Origin of the sequence: Pandoraea sputorum (assembly GCF_000814845.2) — a bacterium.
In the GTDB taxonomy this organism is placed as follows: Bacteria; Pseudomonadota; Gammaproteobacteria; order Burkholderiales; family Burkholderiaceae; genus Pandoraea; species Pandoraea sputorum.
The window spans coordinates 2,241,822-2,258,616 of the sequence record NZ_CP010431.2 but is presented as its reverse complement, the minus strand read 5'-3'; the positions used below and the strand labels follow the sequence as shown (position 1 = coordinate 2,258,616).

At 63.0% G+C, this 16,795-nt stretch carries 11 protein-coding genes; 7 read left to right on the top strand and 4 right to left on the bottom strand.

The annotated features are described in order from the left end of the window. Nucleotides 1–271: 271 nt before the first annotated feature. The 6 genes from argE to NA29_RS10000 all read left to right on the top strand — a co-directional run bounded on the left by argE (nt 272) and on the right by NA29_RS10000 (nt 6,943). Nucleotides 272–1,486, top strand: coding sequence for an acetylornithine deacetylase (gene argE, locus NA29_RS10025; protein ID WP_039397882.1), 1,215 nt, complete (start codon nt 272–274; stop codon nt 1,484–1,486). Between the two features lie 278 nt (nt 1,487–1,764). Then, a complete protein-coding gene (locus NA29_RS10020) occupies nt 1,765–3,051 on the top strand; it encodes an MFS transporter (RefSeq protein ID WP_039397880.1) in 1,287 nt (428 codons plus the stop codon). A gap of 100 nt (nt 3,052–3,151) precedes the next feature. Next, the gene (locus tag NA29_RS10015) at nt 3,152–4,180 is read left to right on the top strand and encodes a threonine/serine dehydratase family protein (protein WP_039397878.1); all 1,029 of its coding nucleotides are present in this window, start codon (nt 3,152–3,154) and stop codon (nt 4,178–4,180) included. 12 nt (nt 4,181–4,192) lie between these two features. Further along, entirely contained in the window at nt 4,193–5,218 is a 1,026-nt protein-coding gene (locus tag NA29_RS10010; RefSeq protein ID WP_039397876.1) for an ornithine cyclodeaminase family protein, read from the top strand. 130 nt (nt 5,219–5,348) lie between these two features. Continuing rightward, on the top strand, nt 5,349–5,909 hold the full coding sequence (locus NA29_RS10005) for a cysteine hydrolase family protein (RefSeq protein ID WP_039397874.1): 561 nt from the start codon (nt 5,349–5,351) through the stop codon (nt 5,907–5,909). Nucleotides 5,910–5,953: 44 nt separating this feature from the next. Beyond that, nucleotides 5,954–6,943, top strand: coding sequence for a GlxA family transcriptional regulator (locus NA29_RS10000; RefSeq protein WP_039397872.1), 990 nt, complete (start codon nt 5,954–5,956; stop codon nt 6,941–6,943). A gap of 31 nt (nt 6,944–6,974) precedes the next feature. Here the strand turns inward: NA29_RS10000 and NA29_RS09995 are convergent, their stop codons facing one another. Next, nucleotides 6,975–8,969: a hypothetical protein gene (locus NA29_RS09995; RefSeq protein WP_157127373.1), complete on the bottom strand. Its 1,995-nt coding sequence runs from the start codon at nt 8,967–8,969 to the stop codon at nt 6,975–6,977. A 162-nt stretch (nt 8,970–9,131) separates the two neighbouring features. Continuing rightward, nucleotides 9,132–13,073, bottom strand: a complete 3,942-nt coding sequence (locus NA29_RS09990) for a hypothetical protein (protein ID WP_157127371.1) — start codon at nt 13,071–13,073, stop codon at nt 9,132–9,134. Between the two features lie 356 nt (nt 13,074–13,429). On the opposite strand from NA29_RS09990, the gene serB reads away from it, so the two are divergent. After that, a complete protein-coding gene (gene serB, locus NA29_RS09985) occupies nt 13,430–14,194 on the top strand; it encodes a phosphoserine phosphatase SerB (RefSeq protein ID WP_084104201.1) in 765 nt (254 codons plus the stop codon). A 17-nt stretch (nt 14,195–14,211) separates the two neighbouring features. Here serB and NA29_RS09980 read toward each other — a convergent pair whose 3' ends face one another. After that, entirely contained in the window at nt 14,212–15,483 is a 1,272-nt protein-coding gene (locus NA29_RS09980; protein WP_157127368.1) for an OspG family effector kinase, read from the bottom strand. 69 nt (nt 15,484–15,552) lie between these two features. After that, on the bottom strand, nt 15,553–16,770 hold the full coding sequence (locus NA29_RS09975) for a cystathionine beta-lyase (RefSeq protein WP_039397864.1): 1,218 nt from the start codon (nt 16,768–16,770) through the stop codon (nt 15,553–15,555). Between the last annotated feature and the right edge of the window lie 25 nt (nt 16,771–16,795).

Below are 16,795 nucleotides of genomic sequence, written 5' to 3'. Positions count from 1 at the left end.
TGCCCGGAACACATCGAAAGCCAAATAAAACGAGCAAACCTCGTGTGCAGCGCAGCAATTTCCATCTCACCGCTTTTTCGCACGTCCGGGCAAACCCGCGCCCGGCGTGCGTTTTCTCGTGCGTTTTCCCGCGAGGCAAGAATGGTTGTTCACACAACCTTTTACCTCTAAATTATTTTTGAGTAACATTTCCCAGTAGCAATACGTATTCAACGTGATCCAACGCATTGAACGTATTGATCGTATGACTGGAAGATTCCCGGAGATTCGAATGACAAGCGCTTCCCAAGCTATCGCCCCGCAGGCCACCAACGAGGCTCAGCCGGCATCGGTCGACTGGATCTCGAAGCTGGTCAGCATCGACACCACGAGCCGCGAATCGAACCTCGGCCTGATCGAGACGGTGCGCGACAGCCTCCAACACGCCGGCGTCGAACCGTGGCTGTCTTACGACGCCACGAAGCGCAAGGCCAACCTGTTCGTCACCCTGCCCGCTGCCGACGGCAACACGCAAGGCGGCATCGTCCTCTCGGGTCACACCGACGTCGTGCCGGTCGACGGCCAGGCATGGGACACCGATCCGTTCAAGCCGGTCGTGCGCGACGGCAATCTTTACGGCCGCGGCACGTGCGACATGAAGGGCTTCATCGGCTCGGTCATGACGATGCTGCCCCAGATGCGCGACGCCAAGCTCAAGACGCCGTTCCACTTCGCCTTTTCGTATGACGAAGAAATCGGCTGCGTGGGCGCGCCGGTCATGCTCGCCGAACTGCGCGAGCGCGGCATCCGCCCCGACGGCTGCATCGTGGGCGAGCCGACGAGCATGCGCGTGATCGTCGCACACAAGGGCATCAACGCTTACCAGTGCTGCGTGCGCGGTCATGCAGCACACTCGTCGCTCACGCCCAAGGGCTCGAACGCCATCGAGTACGCCGCGCGCCTGATCTGCTACATCCGCGATCTGGCCGATCACTTCAAGCAGAACGGTCCGTTCGACGAACTGTTCGACGTGCCGTTCACCACGGCGCAGACGGGCACTATCTCGGGCGGCATCGCCCTGAACACGATTCCGGCCCTGTGCGAGTTCGTCTTCGAATATCGCAACCTGCCGGGCGTGGACGCCGAAGGCATCTTCGCGCGCATTCAGGAATACGCCGTGAACGAACTGGTGCCGAAGATGCAGAAGGAGCATCCGAACGCAGGCATCGAGTTCAAGAAGATTGCGGCTGCCCCGGCGCTCGACGCCTCGGAGCAGGACGCCATCACCCAACTCGTGCGCGCGCTCACCAAGGACACCGACAAGCGCAAGGTCGCCTACGGTACCGAAGCGGGTCAGTTCCAGCTCGCAGGCGTGCCGTCGATCGTGTGCGGTCCGGGCAACATCGAACAGGCCCACAAGCCGAACGAGTTCGTGTCGCTCGAACAGATCGCGCAGTGCGAGTCGTTCCTGCAAAAGCTGCTTCGCAGCAACACCGTCGGCGCCTGAGCGTGAATGTCGGCCCGGATCGCTTCGGGCCGCTGCAACATCCCGATTCAGGGACGTGGTCAGCGCAACCGCCGTCCAACCGGGCCGTACTCCGTTCGTCGGATGCGGCCCGTTGCCTTCGCAGCAAGTGCAGGACCGGGTTCACCCGAAGCATTGGCAAGACCCAATTTGTACGAATGAAGCACGCAGTAACAGACGCCTAAATAACAAGGGCGCACAGGACATCCATCCGCAAGATAACAAATACGTACGTCAGACAGGTTTTGGAGATCTCGCCCATGAGCGCAAGCGCAGCCCCCAACGCGACGGCACAGGCCGGCCGCACTTCCCCACACGCCTGGCGTGTGATCGTATCGGCCTCGATCGGTAACGCGCTCGAATGGTTCGATCTCGTGGTGTACGGCTTCTTCGCCGTGACCATCGCGAAACTGTTCTTCCCGACCGGCAACGATACGGTGTCGCTGCTGCTCACGCTCGGCACGTTCGGGGTGTCGTTCTTCATGCGTCCGCTGGGCGCCATCGTGATCGGCGCGTACGCCGACCGCGCGGGACGTAAAGCCGCCCTCACCCTTTCGATCCTGATGATGATGGTCGGCACGCTGCTCATCGCGATCATGCCGACGTACTCCGCCATCGGTGTGCTCGCGCCTGTGGGCATCGTCATCGCCCGCATGGTTCAGGGCTTCTCGGCTGGCGGCGAATTCGGTAGCGCGACGGCGTTTCTCGCCGAGCACGCACCGCAGCGTCGTGGCTTCTTCTCAAGCTGGCAGGTTGCGTCGCAAGGTCTCACGACACTGCTGGCCGCTGGCTTCGGCGCACTGCTGACGGGCAACCTGTCGCCCGAGGCAATGGCCTCGTGGGGCTGGCGTGTGCCGTTCTTCTTCGGCCTGTTGATCGGCCCGGTGGCGTACTACATTCGCCGCCGTCTGGACGAGACGCCCGAGTTCCTCGACATCGAACCGACGCAAAGCCCGCTGCGCGACACCTTCGCCAACCAGAAGGAACGCCTTCTGCTCGCCATCGGCGTGGTGGTGATGGCCACCGTTGCGACGTACCTCGTGCTCTACATGCCGACGTACGCCGTGAAGCAACTGGGTCTGCCGTCGTCGGCCGCCTTCTCGGCAGTGCTGCTCACGGGCGTGGTGCAACTGATCGTCGCACCGATCGTAGGTCACTGGTCGGACACGCACGGTCGCATCAAGCCGATGCTCGCAGCCGCTGTGGCGCTGCTGGTGCTCGTCTACCCGATGTTCCGCTTCCTCGACGCGAACCCGACGTTCGGCTCGCTGATGGTGTTCCAGATCGTGCTCGGCCTGCTGATGACGACCTACTTCGGCGCGCTGCCCGCGCTGCTTACGGAACTGTTCCCGGTGCAGGTGCGCACCACGGGCCTCTCGCTCGGCTACAACATCGCGGCAACCGTGTTCGGCGGCTTCGCACCGTTTATCATCACGTGGCTGATTGGCGCAACGGGCAACAAGCTTGCGCCTAGCTTCTATCTGATTTTCGCAGCGCTCATCAGCATTACCGCGCTGCTGCGCAGCCGTAAGATCGGCATGCGCTGAGTCCGATCGTCGGTGCAGCGATACGGGGCTGGCAACATTGCCGCCCCGCTCATTGCATTGTCATCGCATCGGATTCCCTAACTACGGAGACACAGTCCAAGTGACGCAATCGACCCCTGCCCTGCACGACGAGACCATCGACGGCCAGCCCGTCCCGACGAAAGACACCATTGCCGCGCTACACGAAAAGCTGCTGCCCTACGTGCGTACGACGCCGGTCTTCACCCGCCGCGACTTTCCGACGCTCGGCAACACGGAAGTGACGTTCAAGTACGAACTGTTGCAGGCGTCGGGGACGTTCAAGGCGCGCGGCGCTTTCTCGAATCTGCTCTCGCTCGACGATGCACAACGCAAGGCAGGCGTGACATGTGTGTCCGCCGGCAACCACGCCGTCGCAGTCGCTTACGCGGCGCAGGCGATGGGCGTGGCCGCCAAGACGGTCATGCTCAAGACGGCCAGCCCGGCCCGCTCGTCGCTGTGCCGAGAGTACGGCGCCGACCTGATTCTCGCGGAGAACGTCCATGAGGCGTTCGAGATCGTCAAGCGCGTGGAACAGGAAGAAGGCCGCTACTTCGTGCATCCGTTCAACGGCTATCGCACGATTCTCGGCACCGCCACACTCGGCTACGAATGGATGCAGCAGGCCCCGAACCTCGACGCCGTGATCGTCCCCATTGGCGGCGGCGGTCTGATCTCGGGTGTCGCCACCGCCATCAAGCTGTTCGCGCCGCACGTGAAGGTCTACGGCGTGGAGCCTGCAGGTGCCGACGCCATGGCCCAGAGCTTTGCTCAAGGCGGCCCGATCAAGATGGGACCGATGACGGGGATCGCGGACAGTCTCATGGCGCCGCACACCGAGTTGTACGGCTACACGCTGTGCCGTCGTCACATCGACGAACTGGTGACGATCACCGACGACGAAATGCGCGCGGGCATGCTCACGCTATTCCGTCAGTTGAAGCTGGCCGTGGAACCGGCGTGTGCGGCAGCGACGGCTGCGTTGATGGGCCCGCTGCGTGACAAGCTCATGGGCAAGCGCGTGGGTGTCCTGCTGTGCGGGACGAACACCGATACCGCGACGTTCAACCGCCATATCGAAGCCGCCCTCGCCGCAGAAGCGAACGGCTGACAAGGATTCCCAATGTCCGCCACTGTTTCCTCGCCCCCCGTTCTCCTGCTCGATGCTGCACAAATTGCCGCGCTCATGCCGGTGGCCGAAGCGATCCCGGTCATGTCCGATATGTTCGGTGCGCTCGCTCGCGAGCAGATTCACCTGCCGTTGCGCCAGATCGTCCGGCCACCCGAGACGCTGGGCGCAAAGGGTTTGCTGGGGATGATGCCTGCGTTCCTGAGCGCAACGGTGTCCGGCACACCGGTCTACGGCGCGAAGGTGGGCACCTTTTTCCCGGGGAACAGTGCGCTGGGCAAGGATCCCCACCAGGGTTGCGTGCTGCTGATGAGCGGCGAGACGGGCGAACTGCTCGCCGTCATGAACGCCGCCGAGATCACCGGCATTCGTACCGCCGCAGTAACGGGACTGGCGACGCGTCTGCTTGCCCGACATGACGCTTCCCGTCTTGCCCTGATCGGCGCAGGCCATCAGGCGCACTGGCATCTTGCTGCGCTTGCCGCCGCCCGCCCGCTGCGACATGTGCGTGTGGCAAGCCGCTCGCTCGCCTCAGCACAGACGTTCGTGGACAAGGAACAACCGAACTACGGCTTTCGCCTTGAAGCGGCGCAGAGTGTCGAGGCGGCCGTACGCGACGCCGACATCGTGGTGACGGTGACGAACTCGACCGACCCGGTGCTACAAGCGCAATGGATCGCACCGGGTGCCCACGTCAATCTGGTGGGCAGCAGCACGCCACGCCATCGTGAAGCCGACACGTCGCTCATGGCGCGGGCACAACTCTTCGTCGACCGTCGCGAATCGACGATCAATGAATCGGGCGACTATCTGGCCGCCGCTGCAGAAGGCCGCATCGGGCCCGACGACCTGCTTGCCGAACTCGGTGAACTGGTCATTCGTACGCATGCGGGGCGCACCGACGCCGAATCCGTCACGCTCTTCAAGTCGCTCGGCATGGGTGCGCAGGACGTTGCACTGGCCGCTGCGCTTTATCACCGGGCGCAAGCGGGCAACGTCGGCGTACGCGCTGCAATCTAAAACACGCGCGCGACGCAAGGCGAACGCCAATGTCCGAATCCGTCCGATTCTCGTCTTCGGCGGGTCTATTGGAGCGAATGGGAGACACGTAAGATGGCACCATCGTCACCCACGCAATGGAGCCGCACTCATGTCGCAAACCCAGCAAACTTCGCGTACTGCCCTGCTCGTCATCGATGCTCAGGAATCCTTCCGCACCCGCCCGTACTGGCGCGAAGATGACCTCTCCGAATACTTCGCCCGTCAGCAAGCGCTCGTCGACGGGGCCGTGGCGCGTGGCGTGCCGGTGGTGCAGGTCTTCCACATCGGATCGGGCACGTTCTCCCGCGATTCGGGCTTCGTGCGCACGCTCGAAGAATTGCGCATTACTCCAGACTTTACGGTGGATAAAGTCAAGCACAGCGCGCTGGCTGGCTCCACGCTCGGCGCCTGGCTTGTCGATCATGGCATCACCCGCCTGATCGTTTCCGGAATTCGCACCGAGCAGTGCTGCGAGACGACGACGCGTGCTGCCTCCGACGCCGGTTACGCCGTCGACTTCGTCACCGAAGCCACGCTCACGTTCCCGATGCAGCACCCGCGCACCGGTCGCGAGCTGTCGGTCGCCGACCTCAAGGAGCGCACAGAGACGGTGCTCGTCGACCGCTTCGCGCGGATCGTGACGGTTGAGGAGGCGCTCGCGGCGGTGTAACGTTTCGACATCTCCGTCTGAATCCGTCCTAAACGGTTGCTGCAATGCCAAGACTTCAACCCGTGTATCTTCTCGCGATGCCGAATGCGCTGCTGCTCGATATCGCCGCGCCGGCCGAAGCCTTGCGCATCGCGAATCACCAACAGGACGAGATTCGGTTCGAACTGCATTACGTCGGCACGCAGCCGACAGTGGCAACGTCGATCGGCCTGCGCCTCTCACCGCTCGACGTGCTGCCCGCGTCGGTGCCGGACAACGCGTGGCTGGTTGTCACCGGCACCGTGGAGAAGCCGCTCCCGGTGCCGCCGGACGACACCTCGACCCCGACGTCAGACGCCGAAGCGCAAGCCGTCGCATGGCTTCGTCGGGTCGTGCGTCCGACGCATCAGTTGGCATGCATCTGCACAGGCTCGCTGCTTGCTGCACGCGCGGGTTTGCTCGACACGCTTGCCTGCACAACGCACCACGGCAGTTGCGACGAACTTCGCTCACTGGCGCAGGGCGCGCGGGTCGCCGATAACCGGCTCTATGTGCGTGACGGCAACGTCTGGACGAGTGCAGGCGTCACCGCCGGTCTCGATCTGATGCTCACGCTCATCGCCGACGCGACCACCCCGCTCTGCGCGGCAGCCGTCGCCCGTCAGATGGTCGTGTACGCGCGACGCGCCGGTGCCGATCCCCAGTTGTCGCCGTGGCTCGAAGGCCGCAACCATCTGCACCCCGCCCTGCATCGCGTGCAGGACGCCGTCGCCGCAGACCCCGCACACGACTGGACGCTTGCCGCGATGGCGGACATCGCCTGTACCAGCGAGCGACACGTGACGCGTCTGTTTCGCGAACACGCAGGTGTCGCGCCCATCGACTACCTGCATCGCCTGCGCATAGCGCTCGCCCGCGAGATGCTCGGCAACAGTCATCTCGATCTCGAACACATTGCGCAGCGGGCGGGATTCGGGTCTGGCCGTCACCTGCGACGTGTGTGGCACAAGTTCGACGCGCTACCGCCAAGCCGGGCGCGACGAATCTCCGACTGACGCCTCACCCGCAGTAACGCACCGGTCCCTTTCAAGACGCCCGCGCTGAAGCGCTCGACCAGACAGGCACCCGGAGCAATATGCCTGCCGGCATGAAGTCACCGGGCAACACGCCGGGCACAGCGGTGTAGCGGCGCGCCGCAGCGAGTACGGCATCTGCCGTATCGAAATCGACATACTTGATGCACTGCGTCGCGCTGTGCTCTTCATAGAAGTAAGCCCAGTCGACCTCACTCGCGACGCAGATATCGCCGGTAAGCCGTGGCCCATTTCCCAAGGTCCGCCTCGGCAGTAGATCGGCTACGACGCGATCGACATAGCCACTCGTAATCCACGACCTGAACGTCTCCCCTGCGCCTTTGCCGACCAAGGCAAACGACACCGCTGGCTTAAACTGGTCAGGTTCGGACCAGGCCACAATCAGGCGATAACGAATGTCCGTGAACCCGTACTTGGCGAAGATTTCGGTGGACGCATCGAGCATGCGCGTCGTCGTATCGCCCAACAGCCACCCACTCGCCCCGGGGCGCTCGGCCTGCAATGCCGTCAGGCTCGAATGCGCAAGTAGCGCCCCCCTCAGCGGGGCAGGATTCAGGCTCCCGGCCTCCAGTTCTTGCCGAATCGGCTCGGCGAAGACTCCCGGGGTGTCGCTCTGTATCCAGAAGTCGAAGTGGTGGCCATCGCGACGCCACGCACCCACATCTTCGGACCAGACAATATCGCCATCGGCGCGCGTCAGATCGACCGACGTCAGATTGAAGCGCGGTGCAAGCTCGGTTCCCACATGACTTGCCACAGCGACATGCCCCTCGCCCAGACTCAACATGTCGTCGTAGCCTCCTTGCGGATCATCGTCGGCAGACGTCAGTCGCGCGAGAATGCGGTGGCCCCGGGGCACCTGTTGCAGCAAACGCGTACCACGCAGTTTCACGAGTTGCGGCACCGTCGACTGTCGCCCGCAAGCGCCGATTTGCCCGGGAACCTGCTCCCACATGCTGGCGAATGCGGCACCGAACTTTCCGTCACCTAAACCGCGTCCGGCAGCGAGCATCGCCGTCACGAATTCGGTATCTCCCATCCCCGACTCGATCAGGCTCGCAACGTCGTTGCTCACCCTCGTCAGGATGCGGCACTGTTGCACCGAATCGACAAACCTCGTCGCAAACACGGTCGCGGTGGCAAGACCGTCGTCGGACGGCGTTCGCGGGAACACGTCGTTGGCGAACTCTCTGATCGCCGTCCCGAGGTCATACGCCAGTTCGACGCTCGGAGCGATCTGTGGCCCGTCGACCGGCTCGTTGAGATAGACGACATCCGACGCCCTATGCGGCACCTCGCGGGTCACACCCTGAATGCCAGCGGTGAATGTCTCGCCGTCGATGCCCGGCAATGTGCGCACGGCATGCGTTATCAGTCTGAGAATTCCGCCGTCCACCGTGTGTCCGCGTTGCGTCGCCCGTTCGACCCGATTGCGAAGGTCGCCAATGATCCGGTGAGTGTCGCGATTGTCTTCCTGCGCATCGCTGGCCTGTGCACCATCGAGCGCGACGCCCATCGCCTGGCCACGCAGTTGCCCGGCGATGTCCTCAGTCACGTGCATCCCGACGAATCTTCGCAGCGGTTCGCTCGCGTCTGCAGGAATGCGTGGTGTCGATGCGCCCCCGCCCTCCCCGTTCACCGTGATGGCTTCGCAAGTCGTCAACGAGAGGAGTAAGCAACCCTCATCGCCGATCATGCCGACTACCCCCGGTACCCGCACGGTGTTCACAGTGATCGGACGAAACGTCCCAATGCCCTGTAGCGCGCGCAGTAACAATCGGTGTTGCGCCGTCGGCGCAGATTGGGCAATGGGCGAGGCCTGCAAATGCCAGAGCAGCAGTCCTCGTGTGACGCGTGAAACGACCTCCCCGAACGCACGCCTGAACGGCGGCGCGTTCCAGTAGGCCGCCATCACGCCGGGGGACGGTGGCGGCGTACCGACGGTCGGGGAGACGAAGCTCACCGGTGTCGATGGTGTTGGGGGCATGGGACTCACCGATGCAACGGGAAGCGGCAATGAAGCCATATTCGAAGGCGTCGCCGTCAAGGACTCGCCAGGCACGACGGTACGTCCGGCGCGCGCATACCAGGTGTCCACGAATTTCCCCCATCGATCGAGCGCGCGCTTCGAACGACTGGCGGGGGATGGTTACCCCGAGCCGATCACGGGAGCGCGATTCGACGCAAGCTCGGGCGACGCAGGGGTCGACGTGTAGAGCGGGGGAAGCGTCGGCACTCGCGGCCAGATGCCATTCGTACTTTTCGCACTTTTCGCACTTTGCTCGGGTTGCCGCCAGGGCGGCACGCGGTCACGCAATGGCTCGACGTACATACGCGCTTCGATGGCACCACACATGACGCGACCATCGTCGAGAAAGACCATGGCATCTTGCGAAATGCGTTCCATGCGATGGATCGGCAATTCCGTGCGTCGCATGATGGTGCCATCGCTGTCGTCGGTGGCGGCCCCCAACAGCTTGCCCGATCCACTCGTCACCGCTGCAAAAAACATGGTGCCGTCGGGATAGGTCAGCGCAACGCAGTAGCCTTCGGGCAAGCGCATCAGCTCACGTTGCGTCGTGACCTGCCTTCGCCCGGCCCCAAGGAACCTGTCGACGTGCTGTTCGTCCGCCGTCATCGGTTCGGTTTGCGCACCGTCGGTAAGCAGATTCCGATAGGCCTTGATGCCCGTGAATATGGTCCAGGCAGGCTGCCGGTTAAGCGTGCCTTCCCGACGCTCTCCCCTGACGATGGCGCGCACGTCGTCGGCAAACTGTTTGCGCTGTTCGCTCACCAGCGGCCACGCCGCCATAAAGGTCCTGAGGTGCTGGGATGCGACGCGGGTCGATTCCAGATCACCGACGATCCTGTCGGCGATGGCGTCGAGCGTCGGTGAATTCAACGCCCGAAGCATCATGGCCACCGCGTACGACACCGACATCTCGCGATGAATGCGTTTGAGCTCTTCGAGATCCGCCGACTTCGCCCGCTCGGCGAGCAACGCGTAGGTGCCAAAGTACGGCCCCACTTCGAACGCCAGCGTCATGATGGCGCTCGCGATACGCCCCTTGCTCTTGAACGCCGCGATCATGGCGGGCCCCAGCAGCTTCACGTAATTGAGCACAATATGCTGAACGCTGTTCAGGCGGCGTTCGTCACGCACCTTTTGCGTGACGATCACCAGATCGCGGTCACTATGCGCCCGGCGCACTTTTGCAGTCCACAGGGCCAGGTGCAAAGATGGACAGGTCTCGAACTTGAAGTAAGGCTTGAGCGAGACTTCGTCGTACAGCGCGTCGAACGGCCCCCGAGGCTGCGGCGTTGTCGTCGTCTCGCCAACTTCCCGGTTCGAAGACGCACATGCCCAATGGCTTTTCGCAGACCCCGGGTCGATCTGATACCGCATACGACTGCGACGTAATGGACTCTCCAGTCGCTGCAAGTCGATTGGCGACATGTGCAGGCTGATGAACTCCTGAAACTCCAGCGTCGCCTCGACACCGGGCCACCACCAGAAGTACGTCGCGTGTTTGATCGAAATCAGCAGCACTGCATTGCCATCCGGCTGTTGCACGGATAGCAAGTCCGCCAGTATTTCGCCGTCGAACGAAATCAGGCGCACAGGCCCCCGACCGACCCTTACGCGCGAACGCGTTCCGACTGTCTGCGGATGTGGCGCCAGCATGGAGCTCCCCGCCCGGCTGCCAGGGGGAATCTGGCGCTCCCAATCGAACGACGTCGCGTTAAACAGTACGCCCGTGAATACCTCTTGCACGTATCGCGCGTACTCGCTCATCAATTCGCCCGACGCTTCCAGTGCCTTGAGTTGGCGTTCATCCCGCTCCTGTAGTTGGGTCCGGAACTCGTCCCGGTTCACGGCCATCAGCAAACTATGCGCCGCGTTATCGAGAACACGTAACGACACGACACGTTTATAGCCACCGGTAATTTCGTACTCGTCCGAATAATGTGTACCTATCGCCACGTCTCGCACCGTGACACGTTTGGTCTCGTATTCTTCACTGAATGAAAAGGTGAACCCTCTGGTGTCCGGAGAGCGTCCGGCTTTGCTGTAGGTCACCTCGACTTCGGCGCTCCACGGCAATGCCGTGCGATATCCCAGATCGGCAGCCCCCTTTCCCTGCTTGCGCAGCACCGCCTCCATTTGCTTTTCGATGACCGTCACCGCCTGGCTGCGATGCTTTTCCATCACGTTGGCCGACGCTTCGATAGCATCGGTCGCGTCGATCAGATTCAGCATGTCTTCAAGCGTCTCCGGCTCCGCGGTCTGGGCCAGTTCCATCCCCTCGCGCTGCGGGGCAAGGTGGTGGAAGGGCCGAAGCTCCCGCGTCTGCCTGCGAGGGGCGTCGGCGTCGACGGCCGTCGACTCGGCAAGGTCGCCCTCCGAGCGAAAGCGGCTCCACATCACCAGACCGCCAAGCGCCCCAAGGCTCAGCACACCGGTGACCGGTAGCCACCGGCGGCGCCATGCACTCGGACTCAGCGACGCCATAGCGGCTTGCGACGCTGCCGTCACGAGCCAATGAGTCGAATCCGGACCGCCGCGCCCCGTCGCGCTTGTTGCGCTTGTTGCGCTTGTTGCTCTTTCTACGACATGCGACGACCGATTGCTCCCGGGACAGGTCACGACTGGTGGCGGCTCGCCCGCAAAGGCTGGCAAGCGACGCGGCGCGTTCGCAAGCGCTTGCGCATCCAATACATCGCACTCGGCATTCCATTGCGCCCGACGGCGCTGGGCGTGCGCCTCCTGAACCACGTTCCCGAAGGGCGTCAGCAAATTCGCCCCTTGCGCCAGTTGCAATGCGGACTCGAGCGCGGTTACCCAACCGGGCGCGGCGAAGTGAAATCGGCTTTGCTCACGTTGTCGTGCCTTGCGACGTAGCTTTTGCCACTTGATGCAGGAAATCGCGCCGCGCGGCGTCATCGGCGTCGGTCTTTCTGTTAGACGAAATTGCACCGTCGCGGCGACGTCGAAGACATCTAGCTCGGCGAACGTCTCGCCGAGTGTCGACATCAGGAGTCGTAACTCGTCCGCCGTCAGCGAAGGCAGCAAGAGCGCGTAGGCAGACAGATGCTGTGCGCGATCGAAGGCTACTGCCGCGCGCTCGGACGGAACGGCGGCATACAGTCGAGCCGCCGCTGCCAGTTCCATCGCACCACACGCGAACGCGCCCGCCAATGGCGCGACGGCCCCCAACATCCCATTCCCTCCCCGGCATCCCAAGGTCTCACTCCCGATCAGTTCGGTGGAAGGCTGCAGCGCGCCGTCGCTCGCCGTCACCGCAGACGACTGCAATGCGTCTGATGCAAACCCAAACGTAAGCCCTATCGCAGCACCAGCGGCTACCGCCATCCATGAACCGCATCGCCACGCAACGTCGCCCAGCGTTGCGGTGGTGGCCGGCATAAATGCCGGTAAGTCGCCAGCCAGGTGCGACTGCCACGCTGCGACGGCGAAGCCGGGATCCTCCGCCACCAGACGTGCCAACAACCCGGGCAGTGTCGACAGTAACGACGGATCGATGTCCTCCACCTCGGTCGCGACAACCGCTGCCAGCACGGCATGCCAAAGACCATCGCACGGCAGATCGCCGGAAGCCCATCGCACCTCCACCTGCGCCTCCCGGCGTACACGGATGCCAAAACGTCCGTCTTCATACAGCAGTTCTTGCAGGCCCGCCGCTTCCCGCTCGTGCAGCACGAAGCCCGCCGCCCCCATCATTCCAGCCAACCGGGCCAGTCCGTGTTGTTCGACAGCGTCATGCAGGTCGCCGCGCCGATCCAGCAGCGCAAATGCCATGGCAGAGGACACCGGCCCCCAGTGCGAGGGCGCACGCAACACCAGACCGCAGACGACACGGGCTCGCCAATCCTGCCCGACCAGCACCTCGGGAAGCGCCATGTCGATGGGCGTCACTTGCGGCGAGCTGTCGACGGCCGCCCCGGCCGGTGGCTCATGCCCGGGCGTCTGACTGGACGATGGCCGCTGCGAACTGTCATCGGATGACGACACATTGGACGAGGTGGCCGCGAGGCCAGTTGGTGGGAAACGCAATGGAGGTAGAAGCATCGGCAAACTCTCTCCTTTGGGGCTAATCGGTCACGGCGCTCAGATACTCCTACCGCGGGCCGCGCCGCTGCGTTCACTTTTCGCCCAACTTCGACGCATTGGGAAATGCGGTTCCTGTTGTCGCAACACGGTAAAATGCGGTTCCATTCGCACGCGACGCCCCCAAAACCGGGCGACTTCCACGCGATATTTGCGCAATCGATTACTTTCCTTTTCAGATGGCTCACGACCTCGTCATATTGGGACCCCACACGGCCGCTCACCCCGGCTCGGGTGCAGCAACGCAATCGGCAGACGCACCGCTGCCCGTGCCGCAAGCGGCTATTCAGGCGTTGGCGCCACAGAGCGCTCTCGATATGGCAAAAGGGGTTGCACGTGTTCGGGACGTCACCGATACGCCTGCCCTCAGAAGCGCGATCGGTGCGCTCGCACAGCAATACGGCGTGGACGTCTCGATCGTCGACAGCCAGCGACGACTGACGGACTTCAAGCTCGTTGCAATGGATATGGATTCGACACTCATCACCATTGAGTGCATCGACGAAATCGCGGACTACTGCGGGCTGAAGGCGGAAGTCTCTGCCATCACCGAAGCCGCCATGCGCGGCGAGATCAAGGACTTCAACGAAAGTCTGACGCGACGCGTGGCGCTATTGAAAGGGCTTGACGCCAGTGCGCTTGAAAAGGTCTACGAGGAGCGTCTGCAGCTTTCCCCGGGTGCCGAGTCGATGCTACGCGGCGTTCAGGCACTAGGCATTCGCACGCTGCTGGTCTCGGGCGGTTTCACGTTCTTCACTGACCGTCTGAAGCCACGCCTGAATCTCGACGTCACCCGCGCCAATACCCTGGAAATCGTCGACGGCAAGCTCACCGGCCGCGTGTTGGGTGAAATCGTCAATGCGGAAGTCAAGGCACGCACGGTCGCCGAAGTCGCGGCGCAGTTCGGCGCTACGCCTGCACAGGCGATCGTGATGGGAGACGGATCGAACGATCTTCAGATGATGGCCATCGCCGGTTTGTCGGTGGCGTTCCGGGCCAAGCCGGTGGTGCGGGAGAAAGCTTCGGTGGCCTTCAACCATGCAGGGCTCGACGGCCTGCTGTCACTGTTCCGCAAGGACTGAGCGCGACAACGAACGCGTCAGCCGATCAGGCGGCATGACGCGAAGCTCACCGGATGAAGCGTCTTGGTCGAGGCGTCGAAGCATAAGTGCTCCGGCTGCAGACCGGGATGCTCGATACCTGCGGCGAGCATCTTGTAACGCATCTCCCGATAAGCCGCCTGGTAGCCTTGCGGCGCCGGTGCCGATGCATCGAAAGTCACGCCCGGCACCCGTTTCATGCGCAGCAGGTAGTAGCCGTTTCTCGTGCGTATCAAATCCGCGGAGCCCTTGCCGTAGTAGTGCTCGAACATACGCTTCTCGTTGACGGCCCGCGACAATTCCTTCGGCCCTGTTTCGACGCCCGGCGCGAAATCGTCGAACTCGAACTTGAACAGCGGCTTGTACACACGCCCATCGTCTTCCGGATCGGTAAAGATCTGCCCGCATCGCCATGCGTGGCTGACGGCCGTGCCCGGACCAATGAGTTCTGAAAGCACAGCATACGTTTCGACAACCTCCGGGGCGTGGCTGTCCATGAGTGCGGACACGCGCTTGCGCAGCGATGAAAACATCGCATGGTCAGACGCTAGCGGGCCAGGCGACGCCGCCTCCGGCGTCATCGCAGAGGATGTGAACGTCGATGCAGTGTCGAAGTCGGTCGGCCAAAAGCAGTTCGTTTCCGGGTCGAAATGCAAGTTGCTAGTGGAAATGTCCTCGTGCCGAAGGCCGACATCGATGAGTCGCCCTTGCAGCAAGTCCAGAGAGAGCATGATGTCATGCTTGGACGTGCCGTACTCGGACGGCCAGATCGTGCGCATGGGTCTGCCCGGAACCTTGTTAAGCCGCACGCAAACACGATTATCCGCAGTGACGAACGGTTCCGCGCTGCCGTGGCCGTAGAACCGCATCCACCTTTCCGCGCTCCGTTGCACAGCCGCCCACTCCTCACCTACGTCGATCGTCTCGGCATGGGAGACCTTGATGACAAATCCAGCGTTCTGAGGATCGTCGAATACCGCTCCAGCGTCGCCCTCCCCGCGTGAGCCGCACTCGGACGTCGGACCAAGGATGTCATCGAGCGTCCGTGATTCGCGCACGCCGTCGGGCGTTTCGGATCTGCGAGGCGCGTGGGATTTCACCGGGTCGCACGACGACTCCGTGAAGACGACCGGGTAGTGAACGGATTGCAGCGAGGGCGTGGTCATCGTAGTGCAGCGGGATGAGGACACGCTTGTGTGCCGTGCCGCCCGCCTCTTGCCTGTCGATAAGGGAAGGCGAGCATCCCTCATATGCGCGCAGGCGGCTTGCAAACATCGCTCACCGCCCACCGGCGACCGCACATGCTCGTCTCTCTCTTCGCAGCCGATCGCTGTTCGCGATCAGGCGACGAGGTGCGCCTTCAGACTCGCTTCGATATCGGCTTGCAGGTCGCGCACATCTTCCAGACCCACATAGAAGCGCACCAGACCGCCCTTGTGCGGCCACGGCGTTGCTGTACGCATCGACGGCACGCGATACGGCAGCGCCAGACTGTGAGCCCCACCCCAGCTGAAACCGATCTTGAACAGCCGCAGCCCTTCGATGAAGGCGTCGATCTGTGCTTGCGAATAGCGCTCGTCGAACACGACCGAGAACAAGCCACCTGCGCCCGTAAAGTCGCGACGGAAATTCTGATAGCCCGGGCAGTCTTCGAACGCGGGATGCAGCACGGCGGCGATCTCGTGACGCGTGCCCAGCCACGTGGCCAAAGTCATGGCGGACCGGTCGTGCGCTTCGAAACGCAATTGCAGGTTACCGAGACTGCGCAGTACGAGACTGCAATCGTCGGCCGACACCCCAACGCCCAGGCGCATACGCGCTTGCTTCAGACGATGGTGAATGTCGTCGTCGATGGTCACGACGCCGCCCATCAGAATGTCGCTACCGCCCGATTGATACTTGGTCAGCGCCTGCACCGAGATATCGACTCCGTGGTCGAACGGACGGAACGCCAGCCCTGCTGAGTAGGTATTGTCGATGGCCGTAAGCACACCGCGCTCACGGGCCACGCGCGCGATGGCGGGAATGTCCGGGACTTCCATCGTGACCGAACCCGGCGCTTCCAGCCAGATCAACTTGGTATTCGGTTGAATCAGTTCCCCGATGCCCTCGCCGATCATCGGGTCGTAGTAACGCACCGTGATCCCCCACGCCTGTGCCAGCCAGTCGCCGTGATCGCGATTCGGACCGTAGGCGTTGTCGGGAATCAGCACGTCGTCGCCGCTCTTGATGAGCCCGAAGTACACGTTCGAGATAGCGGACAGCCCCGACGGGAACAGCAGGCAGTGCTTGCCGCCTTCGAGCGCGGCCAGACGTCGCATCAGCTCCATCGACGTGGGCGTGGCGTGCAGACCGTAGCGCCACTGGCTGTCGTTCTTCCAGTCGAGCGAGCGCATGGCCGCCAGATCGGGAAAGACCACCGTCGACGCGCGTGCCACCGGCACCGGCATGGCCGAGAAACCGGCGGGCAGTTGTGTGTCGGTGTGCAGAATATTGGTTTGCCAATGCCAGCCGTTGGCTTCCGGCTTGTCGAGGGGCTTGCGGTTGTCTTGCGTCATCACGGCTCCGGAAAAACTTGGGCCG